The 23239-nt window shown below is 56.5% G+C and carries 22 protein-coding genes; 11 read left to right on the top strand and 11 right to left on the bottom strand.

Features of this window, described 5'->3' with window-relative positions:
* Nucleotides 1–23: 23 nt before the first annotated feature.
* From GEI7407_RS06650 to GEI7407_RS06640, 3 genes are all read right to left on the bottom strand, one after another.
* On the bottom strand, nt 24–515 hold the full coding sequence (locus GEI7407_RS06650) for a MarR family winged helix-turn-helix transcriptional regulator (RefSeq protein WP_015171370.1): 492 nt from the start codon (nt 513–515) through the stop codon (nt 24–26).
* Between the two features lie 228 nt (nt 516–743).
* Complete coding sequence (gene feoB / locus GEI7407_RS06645; RefSeq protein WP_015171369.1) at nt 744–2537, bottom strand: ferrous iron transport protein B; 1794 nt, start codon at nt 2535–2537, stop codon at nt 744–746.
* Nucleotides 2534–2800: a FeoA family protein gene (locus GEI7407_RS06640; protein ID WP_015171368.1), complete on the bottom strand. Its 267-nt coding sequence runs from the start codon at nt 2798–2800 to the stop codon at nt 2534–2536. The genes feoB and GEI7407_RS06640 overlap by 4 nt, the downstream gene beginning before the upstream one ends.
* A gap of 607 nt (nt 2801–3407) precedes the next feature.
* Between GEI7407_RS06640 and GEI7407_RS06635 the strand changes: the two genes are divergently transcribed.
* The 3 genes from GEI7407_RS06635 (at nt 3408) to GEI7407_RS06625 (ending at nt 6322) form a co-directional block, all read left to right on the top strand.
* Nucleotides 3408–4007 (top strand): hypothetical protein, encoded by a 600-nt coding sequence (locus GEI7407_RS06635; RefSeq protein ID WP_015171367.1) that lies wholly within the window; start codon nt 3408–3410, stop codon nt 4005–4007.
* A gap of 305 nt (nt 4008–4312) precedes the next feature.
* The gene (locus GEI7407_RS06630; RefSeq protein WP_015171366.1) at nt 4313–5110 is read left to right on the top strand and encodes a glycine zipper family protein; all 798 of its coding nucleotides are present in this window, start codon (nt 4313–4315) and stop codon (nt 5108–5110) included.
* 360 nt (nt 5111–5470) lie between these two features.
* Complete coding sequence (locus GEI7407_RS06625; RefSeq protein ID WP_051030700.1) at nt 5471–6322, top strand: hypothetical protein; 852 nt, start codon at nt 5471–5473, stop codon at nt 6320–6322.
* Between the two features lie 9 nt (nt 6323–6331).
* Here the strand turns inward: GEI7407_RS06625 and GEI7407_RS06620 are convergent, their stop codons facing one another.
* The 5 genes from GEI7407_RS06620 to pcrA form a co-directional block, all read right to left on the bottom strand.
* Nucleotides 6332–7357 (bottom strand): glycosyltransferase, encoded by a 1026-nt coding sequence (locus tag GEI7407_RS06620; protein ID WP_396229523.1) that lies wholly within the window; start codon nt 7355–7357, stop codon nt 6332–6334.
* A gap of 358 nt (nt 7358–7715) precedes the next feature.
* Nucleotides 7716–8279, bottom strand: coding sequence for a Uma2 family endonuclease (locus tag GEI7407_RS06615; RefSeq protein WP_015171363.1), 564 nt, complete (start codon nt 8277–8279; stop codon nt 7716–7718).
* A 130-nt stretch (nt 8280–8409) separates the two neighbouring features.
* The gene (locus GEI7407_RS06610) at nt 8410–9036 is read right to left on the bottom strand and encodes a Uma2 family endonuclease (RefSeq protein ID WP_015171362.1); all 627 of its coding nucleotides are present in this window, start codon (nt 9034–9036) and stop codon (nt 8410–8412) included.
* A 39-nt stretch (nt 9037–9075) separates the two neighbouring features.
* Entirely contained in the window at nt 9076–10011 is a 936-nt protein-coding gene (locus GEI7407_RS19935; protein WP_015171361.1) for a GIY-YIG nuclease family protein, read from the bottom strand.
* A gap of 195 nt (nt 10012–10206) precedes the next feature.
* Nucleotides 10207–12588 (bottom strand): DNA helicase PcrA, encoded by a 2382-nt coding sequence (pcrA, locus tag GEI7407_RS06605; RefSeq protein WP_015171359.1) that lies wholly within the window; start codon nt 12586–12588, stop codon nt 10207–10209.
* Nucleotides 12589–12790: 202 nt separating this feature from the next.
* On the opposite strand from pcrA, the gene GEI7407_RS06600 reads away from it, so the two are divergent.
* Nucleotides 12791–14569: an ABC transporter ATP-binding protein gene (locus tag GEI7407_RS06600; RefSeq protein WP_223294493.1), complete on the top strand. Its 1779-nt coding sequence runs from the start codon at nt 12791–12793 to the stop codon at nt 14567–14569.
* Nucleotides 14570–14580: 11 nt separating this feature from the next.
* Here the strand turns inward: GEI7407_RS06600 and GEI7407_RS06595 are convergent, their stop codons facing one another.
* The gene (locus tag GEI7407_RS06595) at nt 14581–16203 is read right to left on the bottom strand and encodes a S8 family serine peptidase (protein ID WP_015171357.1); all 1623 of its coding nucleotides are present in this window, start codon (nt 16201–16203) and stop codon (nt 14581–14583) included.
* 122 nt (nt 16204–16325) lie between these two features.
* On the opposite strand from GEI7407_RS06595, the gene rpe reads away from it, so the two are divergent.
* The 5 genes from rpe (at nt 16326) to ilvC (ending at nt 21225) form a co-directional block, all read left to right on the top strand.
* Nucleotides 16326–17027, top strand: a complete 702-nt coding sequence (gene rpe, locus GEI7407_RS06590) for a ribulose-phosphate 3-epimerase (RefSeq protein WP_015171356.1) — start codon at nt 16326–16328, stop codon at nt 17025–17027.
* Nucleotides 17028–17215: 188 nt separating this feature from the next.
* Complete coding sequence (locus GEI7407_RS06585) at nt 17216–18739, top strand: FAD-dependent oxidoreductase (RefSeq protein ID WP_015171355.1); 1524 nt, start codon at nt 17216–17218, stop codon at nt 18737–18739.
* A gap of 401 nt (nt 18740–19140) precedes the next feature.
* Nucleotides 19141–19662, top strand: coding sequence for a photosystem I assembly protein Ycf3 (locus tag GEI7407_RS06580; protein ID WP_015171354.1), 522 nt, complete (start codon nt 19141–19143; stop codon nt 19660–19662).
* 54 nt (nt 19663–19716) lie between these two features.
* On the top strand, nt 19717–20007 hold the full coding sequence (gene gatC / locus GEI7407_RS06575; RefSeq protein WP_015171353.1) for an Asp-tRNA(Asn)/Glu-tRNA(Gln) amidotransferase subunit GatC: 291 nt from the start codon (nt 19717–19719) through the stop codon (nt 20005–20007).
* A gap of 222 nt (nt 20008–20229) precedes the next feature.
* A complete protein-coding gene (gene ilvC / locus GEI7407_RS06570) occupies nt 20230–21225 on the top strand; it encodes a ketol-acid reductoisomerase (protein ID WP_015171352.1) in 996 nt (331 codons plus the stop codon).
* 103 nt (nt 21226–21328) lie between these two features.
* On the opposite strand, the gene GEI7407_RS06565 is transcribed toward ilvC, so the two are convergent.
* A complete protein-coding gene (locus tag GEI7407_RS06565) occupies nt 21329–21502 on the bottom strand; it encodes a hypothetical protein (RefSeq protein ID WP_223294492.1) in 174 nt (57 codons plus the stop codon).
* Nucleotides 21503–21718: 216 nt separating this feature from the next.
* Between GEI7407_RS06565 and GEI7407_RS06560 the strand changes: the two genes are divergently transcribed.
* Nucleotides 21719–22126: a response regulator gene (locus GEI7407_RS06560; RefSeq protein WP_015171350.1), complete on the top strand. Its 408-nt coding sequence runs from the start codon at nt 21719–21721 to the stop codon at nt 22124–22126.
* A 36-nt stretch (nt 22127–22162) separates the two neighbouring features.
* Here the strand turns inward: GEI7407_RS06560 and GEI7407_RS06555 are convergent, their stop codons facing one another.
* Nucleotides 22163–22345, bottom strand: a complete 183-nt coding sequence (locus tag GEI7407_RS06555) for a hypothetical protein (protein ID WP_015171349.1) — start codon at nt 22343–22345, stop codon at nt 22163–22165.
* 644 nt (nt 22346–22989) lie between these two features.
* Between GEI7407_RS06555 and GEI7407_RS06545 the strand changes: the two genes are divergently transcribed.
* A complete protein-coding gene (locus GEI7407_RS06545; RefSeq protein WP_015171347.1) occupies nt 22990–23175 on the top strand; it encodes a PCP reductase family protein in 186 nt (61 codons plus the stop codon).
* Nucleotides 23176–23239: the final 64 nt, after the last annotated feature.

Below are 23239 nucleotides of genomic sequence, written 5' to 3'. Positions count from 1 at the left end.
CGCCCTGGGGATTCCTGCCCTTGCTAGGGACGGATCAAGTTGGCGATCGCGCGATCGACCACATCCGACACCAGCTTTTGCTCCGCTTCGGTGATGCCAGCAAAGGCGACTTCTCGTACTTGTAGGGCAAAGGGGGGCAAAATTGCTTCCATCTCGCGGCCCATATCGGTCAGCCAAATGCGCCAGATGCGGCGATCGTGGGTATCGCGCTCCCGCCGCACCAGGCCGCGCTCTTCCATGCGATCGATCACGCCAGTCATAGTGCCGCCCACCTGGCTGAGCTTTTCGCCAATCTGGGAGGTCGCTTGGCCGTCCTGCTCCCAGAGGCAGCAGAGCACCACCCAGTGAAAGGGGGTGAGGCCGTAGGGGTCGAGCTTTTCTTGAAAGCACCGTGTCATTAGCTGGGCCATCAGGCGGATGCGGTAGCCCAGCCCACGGGGGGCGCGCACCTCTTGCCAGTGAGGCAAAGCAGAGACTGCCGGAGACGTTTGACCCGTTTGTAGAGAGGTCGCCATAGAAACTACTTCAAGCACTAATCGTTAGTGTACAAAGTTTTTGGCGCAACGGCATTTTGAACTCAGCTCATTTCCATGGGAGCAGTGCATGGGGGGGGAGAGCAGGTGGCCAGCACAATAAAATCAGCTTTGGTCACCATCGCAAAGGTGATGTTCTGCTGGGTCTTGTGGGAGACCTCGATCGCTTCGGCCACCTTGGAGGGTGCATCGGTCCCCCCCGTCTCGTCGCTAAAACCCCAGTAATCGCGCTCCCTGATAAAACCCAAAGCTGGCCAGCCAAGCCAAGCCCAGAGACCAGCCGACCGAAAGCATGGCAAATTTCAAGCTCTTGGATTCGCTCTTGAGCACCGCAATCGTCGATAGGCAGGGCACATAGAGCAGCGTAAACAGCATAAAACTGTAGGCCTGGACCCAATCTAGCTGCTGCACCAAGGCGCTGGCCAAGTCGCCCCCTTCGGCAGTACTGTAGATCACCGCCAGCCCCCCCAGGACAATTTCTTTGGCGATGAAGCCAAAGAACAGCGCCACCGTGAGATGGGAATCGATGCCCAGAGGGGCAAACAGGGGCTGAAGCGCCTGGCCGATCAGTCCTGCTAGGGTTTCGCTGCTGGCGGTGGGCACATTCGTCGGCAGGTTATTTAGCAGCCAGATGGCAATCACGCCAAAAATAATGAACCGCCGCGACCAAAACCAAAAGTGCTTGACCTCACACCAGGCGCGGATCAACATTTGTCGCACCGTCGGAAACCGGTAGGGCGGCAGCTCTAGCACCAGGGGCTCTCGGCTGGGAAATTTGCCCTTAAACAGGGCCGCCGTCAGCAGGGCTGCGGCAAAACTCACCAGATAGAGGCTAAAAATCACCCTAGGCGACTGCTCGGGGGCGAACAAGGCCGTCGCCATAAACATAAATACGTTGAGCCGAGCTGAGCAGAGCGAAAAGGGAATGATCAGCATCGACAGCATGCGCAGACCGGGCGATCGCATCACCCGCGTCCCCAAAATCGCGGGGACATTGCAGCCAAAGCCCATCAGCGCCATCACAAAGGAGCGACCATCTAGGCCCAATCGCTCCATCAGGGCATCCATCAAAAACGCCGATCGCGACAGATAGCCACTGTCTTCGACGATCGCCATGAAGAGAAAAAACAGAAAAATCACCGGCAAAAATGCCGCTACGGTGCCGATGCCCTGATACAGCCCATCGAGCAAAAATCCTTTGAAGAAAGCGGGCAAGGGGGCCAGAATCGGCTCTAGGGCAACCCCCCTGAACCAGTCCAGAGCATTCCCCAGCCAGCCCTGGAGAGGGGTACCCAGGGCATAGATTGCCTGAAACACCAGGTACATGGCCCCAAAAAACAGCGGCAGGCCCAGCACCGGGTGCAGCAAAATGCGATCGAGCCGCTCGCTCCACCGATCCGAGAGGCGGAGGGGAATCTGAACAGCCCCATCCAGGGTGGTCTTTAGCTCATCGGCAAGCTGCGGATCGCCCAGGAGCTGGGCCTCTAGCTGCTCGATCTTCACCGGGGGCTGCAGCTCCTGAAGGGCGGCAGTCACAGCGGCGATCGCCCTCTGGTAGCCAGTGCCGTACTTGGCGCTGATCGGCTGCACCGGCATTCCCAAGCGCTGGGACAGAGCCTCCGGGTCTACCGTCACCCCAAACCGACGGGCCTCGTCAGCCATGTTGAGCAGCACCACAGCAGGCAGCCCCAGTTGCCTCACCTGTAGGGGCAAAATGAGCTGCCGATCAATTTGAGTCGTATTGAGAATAATTAATATTAAATCCAGCGGAGCCTTTTCTAAAAAACGCCGGACCACTGCCTCATCTTCAGAAAAACCCCGCAGGTCATAGATGCCGGGTAAATCAACCACTGCCACCGGTTCGCCATCCAAGTTGACCTCCGCCATCATCAGGTCAATGGTAATCCCGGGCCAGTTACCAATGTGGGCATGGGAGCCCGTCAGGCGGTTAAAAAAGGTCGATTTGCCCGTGTTGGGCATGCCCAACACCGCGATCTGCCTCATGCGGCTGCACCCGCAGGCGAGACGGACTGGCTGGGAGCGATCGCGATCTGGCGGGCATCGCAGCGGCGCACCATGACCTCGGTCATGCCCACGCGCACATGCAGCGGGCCGTTCATCACCCCGCGCCGCAGCACCGAGATTTCTTGGCCACAACGCAGCCCCAGCGCCCCAAAACGGTGTTGCAGCCCAGGGTCAATATAGAGGGCAACAATGGTGGCAGACTGACCGGGTTGGATATCAACAAGGCGAGGATGGCTAGGCATAGAGGAGTTCACAGGCAGGCCAGTGTATTGCGACTTATTCTCAAAAACAGATTACTATAATTTGCCCAGTTGCAGCCTAGGGACATCTTCCTACCGCGAGACCGGCGTATCGGGGGGGTCGGGCGCGCGGGCCAGAATAGGCGAACCCTTCGGACTCAGAGTCCCATACCAGCCGTCGACTTTGTAGCTGACGGCCTTGATCTTGAAGACTCCCGCCCATAGCTAAATCGGCTTTCTTCAGGCAATTTTTGGCAGATTGGCGCGCTTGCTCTGGGCGCAGTCTGGCTTCGCTTGCGGGAATGTTGATCCACTTCCCCATCTCAAGACGCGGAGATTCGGGACTCAAGCAGAGACAGCAGACAAAGCCTGACTGACATCTCCTAATCTTCGGAGCAACAACACGCCTTCACGTCACGCCAAAGCAAAGATTGTGGCGGTAAAGCCGCTGGCTGAACTAGCTGAGGGCAAAGGGACAAAGAAATCAAAAGCCTACGCCGACGGATTCACCTACGGTGTAGAAGTATGTCACTGTATTGTCTTTTGGCTCTCTCCCTCGAAATCTCCGTCTATAACCTTGAAGCCTCCAGTATTTGTCAGTTTTGCATTCATGCGTGCGTCTTGGCCTCTGCTCCTGCTGGCGATCGCCTTCTTGGCGGTTCAGATCTTTTTGTATCTCTTCATCGTGACGGATCTGGAGGTGATTCCAGCGGTCTACAGCCTGTATGAGTCCGTGCTCAAAGCGCTGGCAGGGCTGAGCTTGGGAGTGGGTTTTTATTTGATCTATCGCGTGACCAAGCTGCTGCGTCGCCGCAAAGCCTGGATGCGGGCGATCGCCGCGACCATCAGCGCTCCCCTCGTGCTGCTGTGGGTGTCAGGGCTGGGCGTCATCTTTTTGTGGCCCACCGATGGTTTTTTGTGCATCCGCAACGAGGTCTCCACCGTGCCGTTCCCGGAGCACCACGCCACCCTTTATCTAGTCCGCTACGGCTGCATTCCCGATGGCTACGTGGACGTGCGGGCGCGCCTGGGCTGGCTCCCCTTGACTGTCTCCGTTGCTACCAGCTCCAAGTATCTAGAGCGGGTCGATCTGCGCGTGATCAATGGCATTGTGGTGATTCCTGTGCGCGACAATTTCGTTTTTTATGACCTGCGCACAGGGCGCCGCTGGCAGCAGTTTCCTGGGCCTAGTTCTCAGCCTCGGCCCTAACCCATTGGGCGATTCTGGAATCGAGGCGATCGCCCTTCAAACTTGTCGTTGATTATATTTTTGCTCAACGCATGGATGCATGCTTAATAAAGAAAATTCCTAATCCAAAAGAGGTACGCAAATTTTTTGGAAATAGTTTGTTTTGCCAGCCTCATCCTTGGGATATAACCTCAGAAAAAATCTTAAAAATCAACACTAAACCTTGAATAAACGCTTCCCTGTCTTTGGGGTGAAGATCGTATTTCTTGTCAGTAATAGCATTGGTTCATAGCAAGTTTTTCTGACAAAGAAAGCGAGATTTAGTCATGGATGACGATAAAAACCTAAACACCCGTGAGCATCGTTCTGATCTTGAAAAACAGCGAGACGAAGATGCGAACCGCGACCCGATTAGCGGTCAGCCGGGGGCTCATCCTGTCGGCACCGGGATCGGGGCCGCTGCCGCTGGCACCCTAGGGACAGCCATTGGTGCGGCAGCCGGGCCGGTGGGAGCCGTGATCGGGGCGGTGGTCGGCAGCGTTGCCGGGGGACTGGCAGGCAAGGCCACCGCTGAGGCCTTCGACCCGACCGTCGAGGATGAATACTGGCGGGAAAACTACCGGACGCGGCCCTACGTGAAGGGCGATCGCCCCTATGAGGACTACCAACCGGGCTATCGCGTTGGCTACGAAGGCTACCACCGCTACGGTACCGAGGGCCAAACCTACGAGCAGGCCGAGCCCGACCTCCAGCGCCGCTACGAAGCAGACTACGGCTCCTCAGGAGTAGGCTGGGGCGATGCTCGCTACGCTGCCCAAGATGCCTGGAACCGGGTCGGCTCCTACTCGATCGCGCGTGAGGAAGACGAATACTGGCGCGGGAACTATCCCTCGTCCGCCTACTTTGATCCCAACGTGCCCTACGAGCAGTACCAACCGGCCTATCGCATGGGCTATGAGAACTACGTGCGCTACCGCAACTCGGGCCGAACCTACGATGAAGTGGAACCCGAGCTCCAGCGCGACTACGAAAGGCACTACAGCCGCTCTGGCCTGGGCTGGGAAAAAGCAAAACACGCCGTTCGGGACGCTTGGTTCCACGTAGAACGCGTTTTTAACCGTTAATTTTTTGAGTTCAACTGAGTTCAATCAAGCTGAGACTAGGCTGGAAACCCGTGGGCGATCGCTCTTTTTTCAAGAGAGCGATCGCCTTTTTTCTCTAATTTAATTCTCAAATAAATTTTATCTAGAACTATCTAGATTTACCAACTGATTTCAATATCACCAATAGTGATTCTTTTAGAGTTTAAAGAAATTCAGCTTCTAAAACGAGTGCAAAAATTTTAAATACAAAAGCTTTAATGCCAATTTCGGAAAATACGAAAAAATCGACGACAGCCTAGCAGGAATGCTACTATCGATTTGCAAAAGTTTTGGCGAAGTAAAAAGCTTATGAGCGCTAAAAAATTGCAGAGTTTCCAACTCATGAACGCTCAGCACGCAGAATTGTACGATCGCCTACAGCGCTTTTCCCTCGACCAACCTGCTTCGAAATTGCCCTTCAGCCAGCGACTCGCCCAAGAAAATTCCTGGTCGCTGGACTACGCTCACCGAGTCATCGAAGAGTACAAAAAATTCGCGTTTCTCGCCGTCGTCTCTGGGCACTCCGTCAGCCCCTCTGATCCGGTCGATCAGGTGTGGCACCTGCACCTGACCTACACACGCTCCTACTGGGAACAGTTTTGTCCCCAGGTGCTGCGTCACCCCCTGCACCACGAACCGACCGAGGGTGGCCGCACCGAAAACCACAAGTTCCAAGACTGGTACGCTCAGACCCTCGCTAGCTACGAGCGCCTGTTTGGCCAGCGACCCCCCAAGGACATCTGGCCCCAACCCGCCGATCGGGCCAGAAACAAAGAAAAATTCGTGAGGGTGAATGCCCAACAGCACTGGATCGTGCCAAAGCGGCCTCTACAGCGCAGCTTGGCAGCTAGCCTGACGCTGACCCTGCCACTGCTGCTAGGAGGATGCTACGTCACCTCATCAGTTAGCCTGACAGCCTTACTGTCTTGGTTGCTGTTTGCGCTTCCCTTCATTGGCTTTGTTGCCCTGGTTCTTCAGGCCTTTGCCCGGAGACGCCGGAAACCAACGCCGATGCCCAGGAGCCAATACGAGCCCTGCACTTCCTGCGACAGTGGCGATGGCTTTGGTGCCTTTGGCGATGGTGACTCCGACAGCTCTTGGGGGACTGATAGCTTTTCCTATGGCGATAGTAGCGGTGGCTGTGATAGTAGCTGCGGAAGCAGTTGCGGAAGTAGCTGCGGTGGTGGGGATTAATGGCTCAAGTCAGGAGGGTTGCAGGCGTGGATTAAGTGCAGGGGCTTGGGTGCGGATTACCTGCTCGATCACGTCAGCTGCATAGTTGACGCCGCCCGCTGCCTGGATGGCTGTCTGCAACCTGGCCGCATTTTCCCGATAGGCGCGATCGCCCAATACCTGCTGAATCGCAGTTCTCAGATGGGAAACGCTTAGCTTCTTGAGGGGAACAACCTCACCAGCACCGACTCGCTTGACCCTAGCAGCCATACCGGGCTGATCGGTCGTGATGGGAATCGCAACCATCGGGACACCACTGCTCAAACAGCTCACGGCTGTGCTGCCTGCGTGGGTAATGACCAACTCGGCACGGTTAATGAGCTGCTGATGGGGTGGAAAAGGGACTACCAGCGGGTTACCAGGAAAATTAGTTTGGGATGGATCGGCCTTGGGATTACCCAAAGAAATAACCAGCTGCGCATCAATTCCCAGGCAAGCCTCAGCAATGGCATGAAAAATTTTCCAGTTGTGGCTTTGGAGCGTGCCGAGGTTGGCATAGATGAGAGGCTTGTTGCTCAGAGAGTCGAAAGAAAAATGCTGCTGATCGAGGGAAACAGGCTCAATTTCTAAAGGGTTCTTTAGGGGGCCAGCGTAGTGAAACCACGGCACTAGCTGCTTGCGAGGAAAATCAAGTTCCTGGGGCAGCTGCGCAATTTGGGCAAGGCCCGAATAGGAATCGCTGCGCTGGGCGTGAGGCGGTAGATTCCATTGCTTTCGTTGCTGAACGAAGGTATCCCAAAGCTCGCGCGTGAAGAAGTTAACGAGGCGGTAGCCCAGCCGGTTTCGGAGTCTGGCTAACCGGGTATCGCTATATTCCCAAGACGTAAAGTAGGGGGGAACGCTCGGCTCTTGCTGAATCGGCAAAGCGTTGCAGATGGTGATGAAGGGAAGCTGGAGATAATCAGCGATCGTCCCTCCGGCCCCCGTAACTTGATCAACCAAAAGAATGTCTATACCTACATTTCGGATGGCGCTAGGCGCATCGCGAAACAACATTTTTGCTTCGTCTTGGAAGAACTGAATCGCAAATTTCAGTCCTTCTGTTCCGGTTAGCTTTCCGAGCTGAGCATACATTTTGTCGATGCTCCCTGGCGGAAAGTCGCTGGCCCCAATTTCACAAAACTCTAGACTGGAGCGAGCGATTTTCTCTCTGACCTCTGGCACACCAAAGAGGGTGACTCTGTGTCCTCGACGTATCAGCTCGCCACCCAAGTTGCACATGGGGTTGAGGTGACCGATCGCACCAGGGCAGAGAACGCCGATATGAGACATCTTTCAGACTCTGAGAAATAATATTCTCAGTATAGATTTAATTATTCCTGCTTCGACTATCGATGAGTCTGCGTGGGTTGATTTACTCCAGCAACCAGCCGAATACTAAACCTACGCTCACGTTTAACTCTTGGGCAAAGTGAGGAACTGGGAGTTGCTGTTCTGACTGGTCAAAAGCTTCTGGCTGCTGCTTGGGAAGGTATACAAAAACTGTCTGCTCATCCGGATCGATCAGCCAACCCATCTGAGTCCCATGATTCAGACAATGCAGAATATTTTTAGTTACTTTGGTTTGGCTCTGGTCCGGTGACAAGATTTCAATGGTCCAGTCAGGAGCCATGGGAAAGGCGTTGGCGATTTCGCCATTTTGGTCACGGGGAATTCTTTCCCAAGTGAACACAGAGACGTCTGGAATGAGCGATCGCCCACCAAAGGTACAACGCAGTTCTGAAAATGCTCGCGCAATACGCTGAGGTTTGAGGGCTACATTGATAGTCGTAGAAAACTCAGTTTGAATTGTGCTGTGCTTTCCCTGAGGCATTGGCTTCTGAATAATCTGCCCACCGATGTACTCGCTAGCTGGCTTTGTTTCTGGCAGATTCAGAAATTCCTCTAAGGTAATGGGTTTAGATGGAGACTGTACCATTAGAACTGCCTCGTAACAGGAGATAGGGCTTAATCGAGTCTGGCAATCCAGGGTGAGGGATGGCAGATATTGCCTCGAAAATGAGTGTAGCGCTTCCAGTTGGCAATGACTGATACTGTTACGTCGTCTGCTATCTACCCGCTCTTAATACTTGTTCAGCTGTCAGTTTCAGACCTGAGAAAGTTGGAGAGATAATCGCTCGATCGCCTCGAAACTGCTGAATTTCATACTCTCCATCTACTAATGTACAAATAGAGAGAGTCGGTTGTTTGGGTTTCCCAATGTGTCGAGTACCCCCCAATCCTGCGTAGTCTGCAATCCAATACTCAGGGATGCCTAATGCAGCGTAGTCTTCGAGCTTGCGGGCATAATCGTTTTGCCAGTTGCTGCTCACCACTTCCGCCACAAATTTAATCGAAGTGCCCAGCGTTAAGATTGACTGGTCATACCAAAGGGGCTCTTTAGGTAGCTCATCTTGGTCGACAACTGCGACATCAGGACGAAATGCCATCATGCCAGTGCCGGAAGGGCGAAATAGGCCTCGCTGAAGGACAAACCAAGGTAGGCCTGCTCCGTCGATCTGGACACAGATCTTCGTCGTTATAAAGGCTGCAACTTCTTCATGCAAGCCTGTTGGTTCCAAGTCGAATACCTCTCCATCGATCAGTTCGTAGCGATTATCACCGCCATAATGAGCGAGAAACTCGTCAAAGCTAAGTGGTTTTTGTTGGATTGCTGAATCGACTGCAATAGCCATAGGTCAACTTAGCCCAATCAATGCCTTAATTCTATCAAGTTAAAATTCTAGCTTTGGTACTGGATCGTTATTGATCGCACATATTGTAGAATACCTTTCTTTTAAGTGTTGATGGCTTGAGAGTAGATTCTGTAGCTGATCGTCAGTCAAACAAAGGATTTCTACTCCACTGACGCTACAGGGTTTTGCATCACATTCTAAAGGAAACAACTTTCGACCAATTTTCGAATCACGAGCCATTTCCAGCCTTTCGGCAAAGGACATAGCTCTTACTTCTTGTCGCATAGAATCATATTCGGCTAGGGAAAGTGAAGTCCATGACCCAAAGCGTCTCTCTTCCATGACTTTATACATGCTGGGATTGTGCATAATACGTTCTTCGAACCAAGGAAGCAGATGAATCTCAATCCCGTTACACCTTGTCTGCCAATGGGCACCATCACGTCGTCGAATAACTTCTGTCCATCTAAATAAACTATTTGGCTTTCTTGTGATTGCTTGTAGGGTTTTACGAAGAGTAGTAGTTGCAAGCCGTGTTTCGCTATAAGCAGCTAGATAGCCTAAAACAAGTGTTTTCAGCTGCCGGTTATTGGCTGAACATACTCCAAAACAAATCACTCTTTCGTTCAACTTCTTGAGCGATAGTGTGAGCATCTGAAAACCAGGAACAATCTTCCGCCCAGGAACCTTTGTTTGGTTTAATACTGGACAGTAATGCTCAATATACTGGCGTTCCAGATCATTTAGATCACTTTGATTACAAGCAAGCCAAAACAATCGCACTTCACGTTTTTTGCTTACTGCGTCCAATTGAGGAAAACGATGATGATTTTGCCAGCGATTTCTTAAATTGGTTGCTAATCCAACATAGAGAACTTGATCGCTCACAATCGCAAAGTAAATTGCGGAACAGTCAGGTAATCTTTGACGTTCTGACAGCTTTATGTTCGGCAGTGTGGTGAATTCCTGCAACACAGGTTTTATCAACTCGTTGCTGACTTTTCCTATGATTCCCAATCCCTCTAGTCAGTTCAACATTCAGGACTTAACAACTAACTTTTTTGCCATTGTCACTACGGATGACATGGAGCAACAAAGCTAGATATTAAGTGCTAGCCCTGCTAGAAAAGCCGCTCCCAGTCGCATTAGTTTTTAATTCTGAAATTGTCGTTACTGCATCACGCGTTCTAGGGGCGCGAGGCGGGGATCCAGGATTTTTTGGCCGATGCCGGGAAACTTGACCGCGATGTGGACCTTGTTGCTGCCGTTGTCGAAGACGTGCGTCACCTGACCCACCCCAAAGCTCTTATGGATGAGGCGATCGCCCACGGACCATTTTTCGGCGGGCTTGGCGGGGGTCTCTTCCTTCGATGATTTCTGGGTGGCGGCGCGGCGCTGCTGCTGGCGCTCCGGGATGGTCGACTGGATGCGGTAGTTGGGCACCGCCGTTGCCGTATTGGCGATCAAGAACTCCCGTGGCAGCTCTGCCAAGAAAAGCGACGGCGTCGCCGACTCGCGAGACCCCCACAGACGGCGCGATCGCGCGTGGCTGATGAACAGGCGCTCCTGGGCGCGCGTGATGCCCACATAGCACAGCCGCCGCTCCTCTTCTAGGGACGCCGGGTCCTGCATCGAGCGGAAATTGGGGAACAGGCCCTGCTCCAGCCCCACCAAAAACACCACCGGGAACTCCAGCCCCTTCGAGGAGTGCAGCGTCATCAGAGAAACGCGCTCCTCCTCTTCATTGTTGCTGTCGCGGTCCGAGGCCAGAGAAGCATTGGACAAAAAGCCCGTCAGCGTCGTGTCCTCGTTTTCCTCCTCGTACTGGAGCACCGCGTTGTATAGCTCCTCCACGTTCTGGATCCGGTCAAGGGCTTCGTCGGTGCCCTGGGCCTTGAGGTCGCTGATGTAGCCCGTGTCCTCGATGATGCCCTGGACGATCTGAGAGGCAGAGACTTCGTCGAGGCGCGATCGCCAGGTTTCCAGGATCTCAGCAAAGCGCGTCACTGACTTGGCCGATCGCCCCGCCAGCGTCGCGACCGAGGTTTCATCAGAGAGGATTTCCCACAGCGGCACCCCTAGCTCCTGAGCCGCTGTCTGGAGACGATCGATCGTGGTTTTGCCGATGCCTCGGCGGGGCGTGTTGATCACCCGCAGCAGGCTCACGCTGTCTGATGGGTTGGCGATCGCCCGCAGATAGCCCACAATATCCTTTACTTCTTTCCGGTCATAGAAGCGCAGCCCCCCCACCACCGTGTAGGGCACATTGGTCCGCACCAGCACCTCCTCAAAGGAGCGCGACTGAGCATTGGTGCGGTAGAGGATCGCAAAATCGCCCCAGTTGAGATCGGGGTGAATCTGGTTCAGGGTGCGGATCTGGCTGACCACTGCCTCCGCTTCTTCCCGCTCGTCATCAAAGCAGAAGCACCCAATGGGCTCCCCCGCGCCCCGCGTCGGCTTGAGGACTTTGTCGATGCGCTCGGTGTTGTTTTCGATCAGGTGGTTGGCCACCTGCAAGATATTTTGGGTCGAGCGGTAGTTTTCCTCCAGCTTGACCATGGTGCGGGTGTCGTCGTCCGGCAGTCCGTCCCCAAAGTCCGCCTGGAACCCCATCAAAATCTTGAAATCCGCCGCCCGGAACGAATAGATCGACTGGTCCGCGTCCCCCACCACAAACACCGAGCGGTGCTGCCACTGCTCAAAGGTGCGAGTGTCTTCGCCGTTGGTGACCAGCAGCCGGATCAGGTCGTACTGGGTGCGGTTGGTGTCCTGATACTCGTCCACCAAAATGTGGCGAAACCGCTGGTGCCAGTAGGCCAGGACCTGCTCGTTTTGGCGAAAGAGCTGCACCGGAATCAAGATCAGGTCGTCGAAGTCGAGGGCGTTGTTGGCGGCGAGGCGAGCCTGATAGCGCGAGTAGACATCGGCAATCACGCGCCCCTTGTAGCTGGAGATTTCTCGCTCCACGTCCTGGGGCGACCAGCCCTGGTTTTTGGCGTTGCTGATGTCGTAGCGAACGTTGCGCGGATTGAACTTCTTGTCGTCGAGGTTCAGCTCATTGACGACGATGTCCTTGACCAGGTCCTGGGAGTCGGAGTCATCAAAGATCGAGAAGGTTTTGGTCCACGTGTGGCCTTCGCGGCTCTGGTACTTGTCGATGTCAAAGCGCAAAATCCGGGCGCACAGAGCGTGAAAGGTGCCGATCCACAGGGGTTTGGTGATTTCTTTGTACACCTGCGATCGCAGCTTGGTCTGCTCGTAGGGCGTCAGCAGGTTGAGGGGTTTGCCGTGATCGGCCTGGGCCTTGCGCTCGGCAAACAGCTTTTCGATCCGCTCCTTCATTTCGCGGGCGGCCTTGTTGGTGAAGGTCACCGCCAAAATGCTCTCGGGGTCGACGCGATGGGTCAGGACCAAGTTGGCGATCCGGTAGGTCAGCGCCCGCGTCTTGCCGGAACCGGCTCCTGCTACCACCAAGAGGGGGCCGCAAAAGTGTTCGACGGCCTGACGCTGGGAGGGGTTGAGGTGGCTCAGAAAGTCGGTGAACTGGGTCATGGAGCGCAGAGAAAACAGGTGAACGGCTAACGGGGGGCGATCGCCAAAAGCGCTGAAGCGTCTGGGAAAGGGCGATCGCCCCGCGCCCTTCTAAGGGTATCGTATCCAGTTTCCTCCAGGGGGATCGATTCCTTGCCTAAGATGGAACCACGGCCCCTGTACCTGCCATGTGACCGTCTCTTTCCCGATTGATTGTGTAACTGTGAATCATCATCCCCATCCCCTCCGCCGCCTGACCCGCTATGGCCGCCGCTACCGCCGCCAGATCCGGTGGGCGATCGCCTGCTCCATCCTCAACAAGATCTTTGACCTCGCGCCCCCCGCCCTGATCGGCATCGCCGTGGACGTCGTTGTCCAGAAAGAAGACTCCTGGCTGGCCAGCTGGGGATTGCAGAGCGTCCAGAGTCAGCTGCTGGTGCTGTCGCTGCTGACCCTGGTGGTGTGGGGCCTAGAGTCCGTCTTTGAATACGCCTACGCCCGCCTCTGGCGCAACCTGGCCCAGAACATCCAGCATGACCTGCGCCTAGACGCCTACAGCCATCTTCAAGATCTGGAAATGTCCTTCTTTGAAGAGCGCAGTACCGGCGGGCTGATGTCCATTTTGAGCGACGACATCAACCAGCTAGAGCGCTTCCTGGACGTGGGGGCCAACGAGGTGTTGCAGGTCAGCGCCACGGTGGTGGTGATCGGCGGTGCGTTCTTTTTCTTGGCGCCCACCGTGGCCTGGATGGCCATGCTGCCCATGCCCTTTATTCTGTGGGGGTCGATCACCTTCCAGCGGTTCCTGGCGCCGCGCTATGCCGAGGTCCGCGAGAAGGTGAGCCTGCTCAACGGCCGCCTGGCCAACAACCTCAGCGGCATCATGACGATCAAGAGCTTCGCCACGGAGCAGTTCGAGCGATCGCGCATTGAAAGCGACAGCGAAGCCTACCGCCAGAGCAACCACCGGGCAATCGTGCTCAGCGCGGCCTTCGTCCCCCTGATTCGCATCATTATCTTGGTGGGCTTCACGGCCACGCTCTTTTATGGCGGCCTAGAAGCGGCGGCGGGCACTATGGCCGTCGGCACCTACAGCGTGCTGGTGTTTTTGACCCAGCGGCTGCTGTGGCCCCTGACTCGCCTGGGCGAAACCCTCGACCAGTACCAGCGCGCCATGGCCTCGACCAACCGGGTGATGAACCTGCTGGATACGCCCATCGCCATTCACTCTGGGACGCTGCGGATCCCGCCAGAGTCGGTCCAGGGGCACCTCGCCTTCGAAGAAGTCACCTTTGCCTATCCCGGTCGCCAGGCCGTGGTGGAGCAGCTGTCTCTGAAGGTTCCTGCGGGCAAAACCATCGCCATCGTCGGCTCGACGGGCTCTGGCAAGAGCACGCTGGTCAAGCTGCTGCTGCGCCTCTACGAAATCGAGCAGGGCCGGATCACCCTGGACGGGACGAACATCCAGAGCATTTGGCTGGGCGATCTGCGGCGGGCGATCGGCTTGGTGAGCCAGGATGTGTTTCTCTTCCACGGCACCGTGGCCGAAAACATCACCTACGGCACGCCAGACGCAACGCTAGAAGAAATCGTGGCGGCGGCCAAAGCAGCTGAGGCCCACGAGTTCATTTTGCAGCTGCCCCAGGGCTACGAAACCATCGTCGGCGAGCGGGGCCAAAAGCTCTCGGGCGGCCAGCGCCAGCGACTGGCGATCGCCCGCGCCATCCTCAAAGATCCGCCGATTTTGATCTTGGATGAGGCGACCTCGGCGGTGGACAACGAGACCGAGGCAGCGATCCAGCGATCCCTCGATCGCATCACCCAAAACCGCACCACCATCGCGATCGCCCACCGCCTCTCGACCATCCGCAGCGCCGATCGCATCTACGTGATGGACTCCGGCAAGCTGGTCGAGCAGGGCAGCCACGAGGATCTACTGGCCCAGGGCGGCATCTATGCCGGACTGTGGCGGGTGCAAATGGGTATGCGATCGCTCTTTTAGGGACGCTTCTTCTAGGGCTGCTGGGGTGCTGTCCACCAGGCGAGGGCATAGGGCTGGATTGCCTCGTTGACCTGCTGGCGGTAGACCACCCGCAGCTTGTAGCGCCCTGCCTGAGGCACCGGGAAGAACAAATGCTCAACGCTGTCGACCGCGCTCACCGAGGACCAGACACTCTGAGAAATGTCGTCGTCTTCGGCCCGCATTAAATAGAGATCGAGATTGTTGAGACCGCGATCGCGAAACTCCTCGCCCAGATCGTAGGCGCCGTTGCCATTGCGATCGACCAGATCGACCTGCCGATGCCACGCCAGGGTCGCCGACACATAGCTCCCCGCCGCCAGCGGCTCCGCCAGGACATAGTCCCGATAGGGGAGCGCCGCTTCTCCGCCAGCGGCCTCCACCGCCCGATAGTCCCAGCCGATCGCCGGCACAGGAGCCTGGGGGCTCCACTGGCCCGGACTAAATTGCTCGTAGGCCCGGTAGGCGCTGAGGTGGCCAGCCCCCATTTGCAAATCGAGGGGAATCTCGCGGTTTTGGTAGGCGTCGGACTCCAGCCAGCTCCGGTTGCTCTGGGTTAGCAGGGTCCGCGTCATGCCCAAACGCTTGCCGCTGCCGTCATCGAGAACTTTCTCAGCGGAGTTCATCAAGACGGCCTTCATCACCTCCGCTCGCCGCGCATCCAGGCTCCACTGGGGCTGCTGCTGCCGCAGCTGGCGATCGCCGTACTCCTGGAGCAGCGCCACCGTCCCCGTCACGTGGGGAGCCGCAAAGCTAGTCCCGCTCGATCGGCCCACCGAGCCATCCAGGCTCATCAGCGAAATCCGGCTGCCCGGCGCCACCACCGACACCGATCGCCGCGGCCCGACATTCTGCTCAAGCCCCACCAGCGGCTTCCCAAAGCCGTAGGTCGCTTCCCCCAGGTTGGCAAAATCCACCTTCGAGAAAACGCCATCCCGCTGGGTGCTAAAGGCCACCGTCACCCCATTAAAGTTGTCCGTGGGAATGGGAATACCGCCGCGCCCCTGGTTACCCGCAATCACATAGAGAGTGTTGTGAACCCGGGAAGACCAGTCCACGCACTGGGTCAGCAGCGCGTTGCCGTCGAGTACCGGCTTTTCTCGGGGGTCTTGGCTCAGGGACTCCCCAAAGCTGAAATTGATCGCCCGCACATCGCCGCCATTTTGGAGAGCAACGTGCTGCGCTGACAGACACTCCTCGGGCTGGCCGTTGCGCTTGAGCAGGCCCACCGCCGACGAGTAGAGCGTCGCCTGGGGCGCGACCCCCTCGAATCCCTTGGTGCTGCTCACCATGATGCTGGCCACGCTTTGGGCATGGGGATCGACGTTGGCGTTGGTCTTGGCCGGCAGGTTTTGAAAAAAGACTCGCAGATCTGTGATGGGCTGGCGATTGGAGACGGCTTTGTCGAGGCCAAACAGGCCAGGTCGCCCAATCTCGACTTGCCCAAGGGCAATTTTCTGGCCCGTGAGATTGTAAGGATCTTGATGCAGCCGCTGAGCGTCGATGCCCCCGGCCCCCATGGAGTTGGACGCTGCGAACACGGGCAGGGCGATCGCCCCTAGACCTACGCCGACTCCCCACCCCAGCCATCGAAGCTCTATCCTATGTTGCACCACAAGCACCACTCCGAAGCATTCGAGATCCTAGCCTGTGTCTGGGCACAGAGGATTAGAGGATTTCTGAACATTTTGTTAAACTGGATACGACAAACCGAGGACCTAGGAGAGCACCAGCGACCATGACCGACACGAAATCCCAAAAGCCTATTGTTGTCGCTCCATCCATCCTATCAGCAGATTTCAGCCGCCTAGGCGACGAGATTCGAGCCATTGACGAGGCGGGGGCCGACTGGGTTCACGTGGACGTGATGGACGGTCGCTTCGTTCCCAACATCACCATTGGTCCCCTGATCGTTGAGGCGATTCGGCCTGTGACGACCAAGCCCCTCGACGTTCACCTGATGATCGTCGAGCCTGAGAAGTACGTCGCCGACTTCGCCAAAGCGGGTGCTGACATCATCTCGGTCCACGCTGAGCACAACGCTTCTCCCCACCTGCACCGCACGCTGTGCCAGATCCGCGAACTCGGCAAGCAAGCGGGCGTGGTGCTGAACCCCTCTACCCCCCTCGAGCTGATCGAGTATGTACTCGAAGTGTGCGACTTGATCTTGATCATGAGCGTCAACCCTGGCTTTGGCGGTCAAAGCTTCATCCCGTCGGTGCTGCCCAAGATCCGCAAGCTTCGCCAAATCTGTGATGAGCGGGGCCTCGATCCCTGGATCGAAGTGGACGGCGGCCTGAAGGCCAACAACACCTGGCAGGTGCTGGAGGCAGGCGCCAACGCGATCGTGGCGGGTTCAGCCGTCTTCAACGCGCCGGATTACGCCAAGGCGATCACCGACATTCGCAACAGCAAGCGTCCGGAACTGGCAACGGTCTAAGGCTGGTCCGGTTTTCCTCGATAAAACCGATTTTGTGAAGAAAGGGGGCAGCCCGGGCTGCCCCCTTTTTTGTGGCGAATTGGGGCAGCTCTGCCCTTTGGCGAGAAGAAGTCTGGCAGCGGATAGAGGAGAAGCGTCGACGGGTGCAGTGCAATCAAGGCAGATATGCACGAAGAGGACGCTGGTCTATGAGTGGTTTGTCTGGAAAGCCCGTTTCCTACTGGATCGACTCGACGCCTGAGACCGACTATCCCGGCTTGATGGGTGATATCGAGGTGGATGTGGCCGTTGTGGGCGGCGGCATCGTGGGGATTACAGCGGCTCTGCTGCTGAAGCGGGCTGGCAAAAAAGTGGCCCTGATCGAGGCAGACCAGATAGTGCAGGGGACGACGGGATATACCACCGCTAAACTGACGTCTCTGCACCGCTTGGTGTACGCAGACCTGGTCCAGCAGCTCGGCGAGGACAAGGCGCGCCTCTACGGCGAATCCAATCAAGCGGCGATCGCCTTTGTGGCTGATCTGGTGGCCCAAGAGCAGATCGACTGCGATTTTTCTCGCCAGAGCGCCTACACCTTCGCCACCACGGAAAAAGACTTGAAGCAGGTCCGGTCTGAGGTCGAGGCGGCTCAGAAGCTGGGTCTGCCAGCGGACTTTGTGACGGAAACTTCGCTGCCCTTCCCGGTGCTGGGGGCCGTGCGCTTCGCAGACCAGGCGCAGTTCCACGTCCGCAAATACCTGCTGCACCTCGCTGCCCAGATTCCCGGCGACGGCAGCCACGTATTTGAGCAGACCCGGGCCGTGTCCCTAGAGGGCGAAAACCCCTGCTCAGTGGTGACCGATCGGGGCACAGTGCGGGCCCAGGATGTGATCTTGGCGACCCATCTGCCGTTTCGGGATGAGGGGCTGTACTTTGCCAAGAGCTTTCCCCGACGGTCCTACCTGGTGGGTGCACCGATCGACCCGGCGATCGCCCCCCAAGGCATGTTTATCGGAGCGGGCGAGGACTACCACTCCATTCGCACCACGCCCCACGAAGGCGGCACCCTGCTGATCGTGGGAGGCGAAGGCCACAAGACCGGCGAGAAAGAAGACACCGAAACCTGCTATCGCCGGCTCGAAGACTACATGCGCCAGCAGTTTGGGGTCGAGCCGACCTACCGCTGGTCCACCCAAGACATTGTTTCCTTTGACAAGCTGCCCTACATTGGCCGCCTGACGCCCCTGCACCAGCATGTGTACGTTGCCACCGGCTTTAGTCTGTGGGGCATGAGCAAGGGGACTCTATCGGCGATGATTTTGTCGGACCTGATTCTGGGCCGACCCAATCCCTGGGCCAGCCTCTACGACTCTCTGCGAGCGACCCCCTTCGTCTCCAAGAAGTCCATCCAGGAAAACATCGATGTGGCGGCCCACTGGATCGGCGATCGCTTTAAGGGCTTGACCGATCACTCCCTTCAGGACCTGCAACCGGGAGAGGGGCGTTTGGTCACTATCGACGGCGATCGCATTGCTGCCTCCCGCGACGAGCAGGGCAACCTCCACACGGTATCGCCCATCTGTCCCCACTTAGCCTGTCTAGTGAGCTGGAACAACGCCGAACAGAGCTGGGACTGCCCCTGCCACGGCTCACGCTTTAGCTGTGACGGCAAAATCCTAGAAGGCCCTGCGGTCGAAGGCCTCGCGCCCAAGTCCGTCGAGGTCAAGGCCTAGGGTTTTCTGAGTTTTATCTAAAGTTGCGTTCACACCCGACGCACCCTAGCGCGTCCTGCGATTCTCTTCATGGCGATCGCAGGGCGTTTTCTTGAGTCCAGACCCGCCAAAACAAAAAAATCCCCGGCATGAGGACGGGGATAAGTATCAGGGTGCATCTACCACTCTTGTATTCGTCGATACGGGCTTCCCTCCGGACAGTTCTGCAAATTTCCTGAATTTCCCTGGCTGGGGTTCCCCGAGTTGCCGGGGCCGCGATCGCGGCGGGCAGCCCAGGCGATCGCCTCAAATCACTGCGTGGACAGCGGCAGCAGGGCGCTAAACTAAAAAGCAATCGATTCAACCACTGTCAATCGAGCCCACCGACGGCTCTTCCGTCCCAGGGGGTTTAAGAAGCCGCTATGCCAAGAACACAACGCAACGACAACTTCATCGACAAAACCTTCACGGTGATGGCAGACCTGATCCTCAAGCTGCTGCCCACCAACCAAGCCGCGAAGGAAGCCTTTGCCTACTATCGGGACGGCATGTCAGCCCAGGCAGACGGCGAATATGCCGAGGCCATGAAGAACTACGAAGAAGCGCTTCGTCTGGAGCAAGACCCCTACGATCGCAGCTACATTCTCTACAATGTGGGGCTGATCTACACCAGCAACGGCGATCACGACAAGGCCCTAGAGTCCTATCACGAGGCCCTAGAACTCAATCCCCGTCTGCCCCAGGCCCTCAACAATGTGGCAGTGATCTACCACTTCAAGGGAGACGAGACCAAGGAGCAGGGAGACCTCGAAGCGGCCGAGGAGTGGTTTGACAAGGCCGCAGAATACTGGAAGCGGGCGATTCGTCTCGCGCCCAACAACTACATCGAAGCCCAGAACTGGCTCAAAACCACGGGCCGCTCCAAGATGGATATTTTCTTCTAAGTACAGGCCGCGCTGGCCTAGATTGCTAACCCTGTCCTACGTTGATGAAGATTCATGATTGATCGCGAGCAAGTTCACAAAGTGGCAAACCTGGCCCGTCTGGAGCTGACGGCTGAGGAAGAAACTCAGTTCGCCACCCAGCTCAGCAGCATCCTGGAATACGTGGAGCAGCTGAGCGAGCTGGAGACGGAGGCGGTGCCGCCGACAACCCGGGCCATCGACGTGAGCAACATCACCCGCCCCGATACGCTACAGCCCTACGGCGATCGTGATGTGGTGCTGGCGGGTGCGCCCGAGCAAGAGGGCGACTACTTCCGCGTCCCGCAGATTATGGGCGGCGAATAGCAAGATTTCCGGTTGCTGGGGCAAATGAGCCGGATTTGAGAGAGGGGGCGATCGCCCCCTCTCTTTGCATGGAGGCGGGGCTGGGGCTGAAGGGTGGCCGCACGGGCCCATCCACTGCGGCAGAACTGCTGCGAAGTCCTCAAGGCTCCCTAGGGTCCCCTTTCTGCTAGAATCAAGAGTCTGCCAATATCACGAACAGCGCGCTGCAAGGAGAGACTGACCATGGCCCGCATGTACTATGACTCGGACGCTAACCTCGATTTACTTCAGGGAAAAACGATCGCCATCATTGGTTATGGTTCTCAGGGCCACGCCCACGCCCTCAACCTCAAAGACAGCGGTCTGAATGTGATCGTCGGTTTGTATCCGGGAAGCCGCTCAGCAGCCAAAGCTGAAGCTGCGGGGCTCAAGGTCCACTCGGTTGCTGACGCCGCCAAAGCCGCAGACTTCATCATGATTCTGCTGCCCGACGAGGTGCAAAAGACCGTTTATCAAAACGAAATTGCGCCGAACCTGACCGCGGGTAAGGTCCTGTCCTTTGCCCACGGTTTCAACATCCACTTCGGTCAAGTGGTGCCCCCCGAAGATGTGGACGTGGTGATGGTCGCACCCAAGGGCCCTGGCCACTTGGTGCGTCGGACCTATGAGCAAGGCCAAGGCGTGCCGGCTCTGTTTGCGGTGTACCAAGACGCGACGGGCCAAGCCCGCGATCGCGCCATGGCCTACGCCAAGGGCATCGGCGGCACCCGCGCCGGTATCCTCGAAACCACCTTCCGCGAAGAAACCGAAACCGACCTCTTTGGTGAGCAGGTAGTGCTCTGCGGCGGTCTGAGCGAGCTGATCAAGTCTGGCTTCGAGACCCTGGTGAATGCTGGCTATCAGCCGGAGCTGGCCTACTTCGAGTGCCTGCATGAGGTGAAGCTGATCGTTGACCTGATCGTGGAAGGCGGTCTGGCCACCATGCGCGACAGCATCTCCAACACCGCTGAGTACGGCGACTATACCCGCGGTCCTCGCATCATCACCGACGAAACCCGCGCCGAAATGCGCAAGGTGCTGAGCGAGATTCAGTCGGGCCAGTTCGCTCGGGAGTTTGTGCTGGAGAACCAGTCTGGCAAGCCTGGTTTCACCGCGATGCGTCGCCGCGAGGCCGAGCATCCCATCGAAGAAGTGGGCAAAGACCTGCGAGCTATGTTTAGCTGGCTGAAGAAGAACTAAAGTTTCAGGGTGTTTGGCGATCGCCCTTTATCAGGCGCGATCGCCCATCTCCAGTTTGAGGATTAGCATTTTATCCCCTCCACGCGAGGGGATTTTTTTTGCCCTAGCGGCCTTGGTTTTCCTGATCGATCGCCCGCTCGGTTCGCCCGTAGGGATTGGTTTTCGGCTGCCAATCTGGAAACAGACTGAGCAAGGCGCCGTTGGCAGTTTCTCGAATTTGGCGGCTTGGGGCTCCGATCGCCCCCGGCAACACCTTGTCACCAATGGCAATGTACACAAGCAGAACCAAAAACAACAGGGTTAGGTTGGATTTCGTAAACATGATATCGGCGACCGGCGATCGCAAGTCAGTCTTTCTGCTATTGTTCCCCTGAGTTGCCTGGGATCCGTCGTTTTTATCGCCAAATACTCTTCACGCTAGCAAGAGTCTCTCGGAGATCTTAAGATGATGGGATCAGCACTCATTCTCAAGACAAGCCCCTAGCGTCACACCGTGAGCCCCACCGAACCGATCGCTTCAGAGCCTGCCAGCCACGCTCGGATCTTGTTAATCGAGGACAATGACATCAACCGTCGGCTTCTGAGTGAATATTTGGTTCATTTTCACTACGAAGTCACTGACCTGCCCGACGGAACGAACCTCTTTGGGGCGATCGCCGAAATCCATCCCGACATTATCCTGCTAGACCTTAAGCTTCCCTACATTGATGGCTTTCAGCTCCTGAGCGAGCTTCGTCAGCACCCTCAGTGGAGCCGATTACCAGTCATCGTGGTCTCAGCTTTCGCCTTTGTCACCGACCAAAAGCGTGCTTTGGCGCTCGGTGCCCGACGATACTTCGTGAAACCCATCAATCCACTGCTACTGCGAGAAGCGATCGAGGTAGAGCTCGAGCGGTCGTGAGGCACAAGCAGTACGCCAAAGCACCCTGACATCCCTTCACTTTGGGTTGCGCTGGTCGTCAATGTAGTCCTCCACAACCCGGCTGAGATCCTGAATTGAGCTGCTAATTTGACTAATTCTGGCTTCGAGCTGCACCGCTAGCAAGCTCACCGTCTGCAATTCGTTCAAGAGCAGGTCAATTTGATCTCGGTAGCGGGTCTCAAGCTCATCAATTTCCATAAGTGCTGAATCGCAGTGACGATTAGTGTAATTTAAAACACACGCTACCCCTCTGCTATTCCGTAGTTTTTTGGATAAAATATCCTACTTTTGTTTGTCTAGGAGGCAAAAGGCTAGCTTTTCAGGAGTTTTTCTACTCTCGAAAAAGTTAATTTTCGATACGTGATCCATCTTTATTTTGTATCAAATTTTCGAGCTTAGCGAGTTAATTCAGTAATATTCCTGAATAGTCAGAATTTGTAATTTTTCCAGGCTGGCGAATGCTCAGAAAGGCCAGCCCATCAACTACCTAGGCCTAAAGGCGACCGCATTATTCACCATTAGCCAAGAAACTCTCAGGGGCGATCGCCTGCCTTCAAAGCTCATCTGCGATCGCCCCTCAGCCCCGTCACCGCCCCCTAACTCCCAAAAATGGGCTTGTGGCGTCTCTCTAAAGACCCGCTCGCGCGGCTGTCCGTTCCCGAACAAGCTCCAGAAGCCCAGAGGCCTCTGGGACACCCCATCAGCCCTGCTCAATACGTAAATAGTTGGCAACAGTTGAGACTTGCCCATCGCCGCCTCGGTAAGATGGGGGAGCACTCAGAGCGATCGCCCTTTCTTCGGAGTAGCGGCGATATTTTCTACTTCGGGAGGTTCTAGAAGCCATGGGAGAGCGCAACTATTCCGACACCCTCCGGTGGACTGCCGCAGCGGAGGAAAAGCTCAAAAATATTCCCTTCTTTGTACGAGCCCAGGCCCGTCAGCGCATCGAAGCCCTAGCCCGCGCCGCCGACACCGAGACCGTCACCGCAGACATCGTCGAGCAAGCCCGCCTCGAATTCGGCCAGTAGCGGAGGCGTCAGTCCCGCTTTCTCCGACCTGCCGCCAACCCAGGATGTTTATCACAAGCCAGCA

The sequence above is a fragment of the Geitlerinema sp. PCC 7407 genome (genome assembly GCF_000317045.1).
Classification (GTDB): Bacteria; Cyanobacteriota; Cyanobacteriia; order PCC-7407; family PCC-7407; genus PCC-7407.
Note: the sequence above shows the minus strand (reverse complement) of the source record. Positions and strands in the feature narration are given on the sequence as shown.

Coding starts and splice junctions, on each gene's coding strand:
- rpe (WP_015171356.1), top strand. CDS start 16,326: ATGACCGACACGAAATCCCAAAAGCCTATTGTTGTCGCTCCATCCATC.
- GEI7407_RS06625 (WP_051030700.1), top strand. CDS start 5,471: ATGAACGCTCAGCACGCAGAATTGTACGATCGCCTACAGCGCTTTTCC.
- GEI7407_RS06545 (WP_015171347.1), top strand. CDS start 22,990: ATGGGAGAGCGCAACTATTCCGACACCCTCCGGTGGACTGCCGCAGCG.
- GEI7407_RS06615 (WP_015171363.1), bottom strand. CDS start 8,279: ATGGTACAGTCTCCATCTAAACCCATTACCTTAGAGGAATTTCTGAAT.
- feoB (WP_015171369.1), bottom strand. CDS start 2,537: ATGAGGCAGATCGCGGTGTTGGGCATGCCCAACACGGGCAAATCGACC.
- GEI7407_RS06630 (WP_015171366.1), top strand. CDS start 4,313: ATGGATGACGATAAAAACCTAAACACCCGTGAGCATCGTTCTGATCTT.
- ilvC (WP_015171352.1), top strand. CDS start 20,230: ATGGCCCGCATGTACTATGACTCGGACGCTAACCTCGATTTACTTCAG.
- GEI7407_RS06585 (WP_015171355.1), top strand. CDS start 17,216: ATGAGTGGTTTGTCTGGAAAGCCCGTTTCCTACTGGATCGACTCGACG.
- GEI7407_RS06555 (WP_015171349.1), bottom strand. CDS start 22,345: ATGGAAATTGATGAGCTTGAGACCCGCTACCGAGATCAAATTGACCTG.
- GEI7407_RS06640 (WP_015171368.1), bottom strand. CDS start 2,800: ATGCCTAGCCATCCTCGCCTTGTTGATATCCAACCCGGTCAGTCTGCC.
- GEI7407_RS06580 (WP_015171354.1), top strand. CDS start 19,141: ATGCCAAGAACACAACGCAACGACAACTTCATCGACAAAACCTTCACG.
- pcrA (WP_015171359.1), bottom strand. CDS start 12,588: ATGACCCAGTTCACCGACTTTCTGAGCCACCTCAACCCCTCCCAGCGT.
- GEI7407_RS06610 (WP_015171362.1), bottom strand. CDS start 9,036: ATGGCTATTGCAGTCGATTCAGCAATCCAACAAAAACCACTTAGCTTT.
- GEI7407_RS06635 (WP_015171367.1), top strand. CDS start 3,408: ATGCGTGCGTCTTGGCCTCTGCTCCTGCTGGCGATCGCCTTCTTGGCG.
- GEI7407_RS06650 (WP_015171370.1), bottom strand. CDS start 515: ATGGCGACCTCTCTACAAACGGGTCAAACGTCTCCGGCAGTCTCTGCT.
- gatC (WP_015171353.1), top strand. CDS start 19,717: ATGATTGATCGCGAGCAAGTTCACAAAGTGGCAAACCTGGCCCGTCTG.
- GEI7407_RS06620 (WP_396229523.1), bottom strand. CDS start 7,357: ATGTTGTTTCGCGATGCGCCTAGCGCCATCCGAAATGTAGGTATAGAC.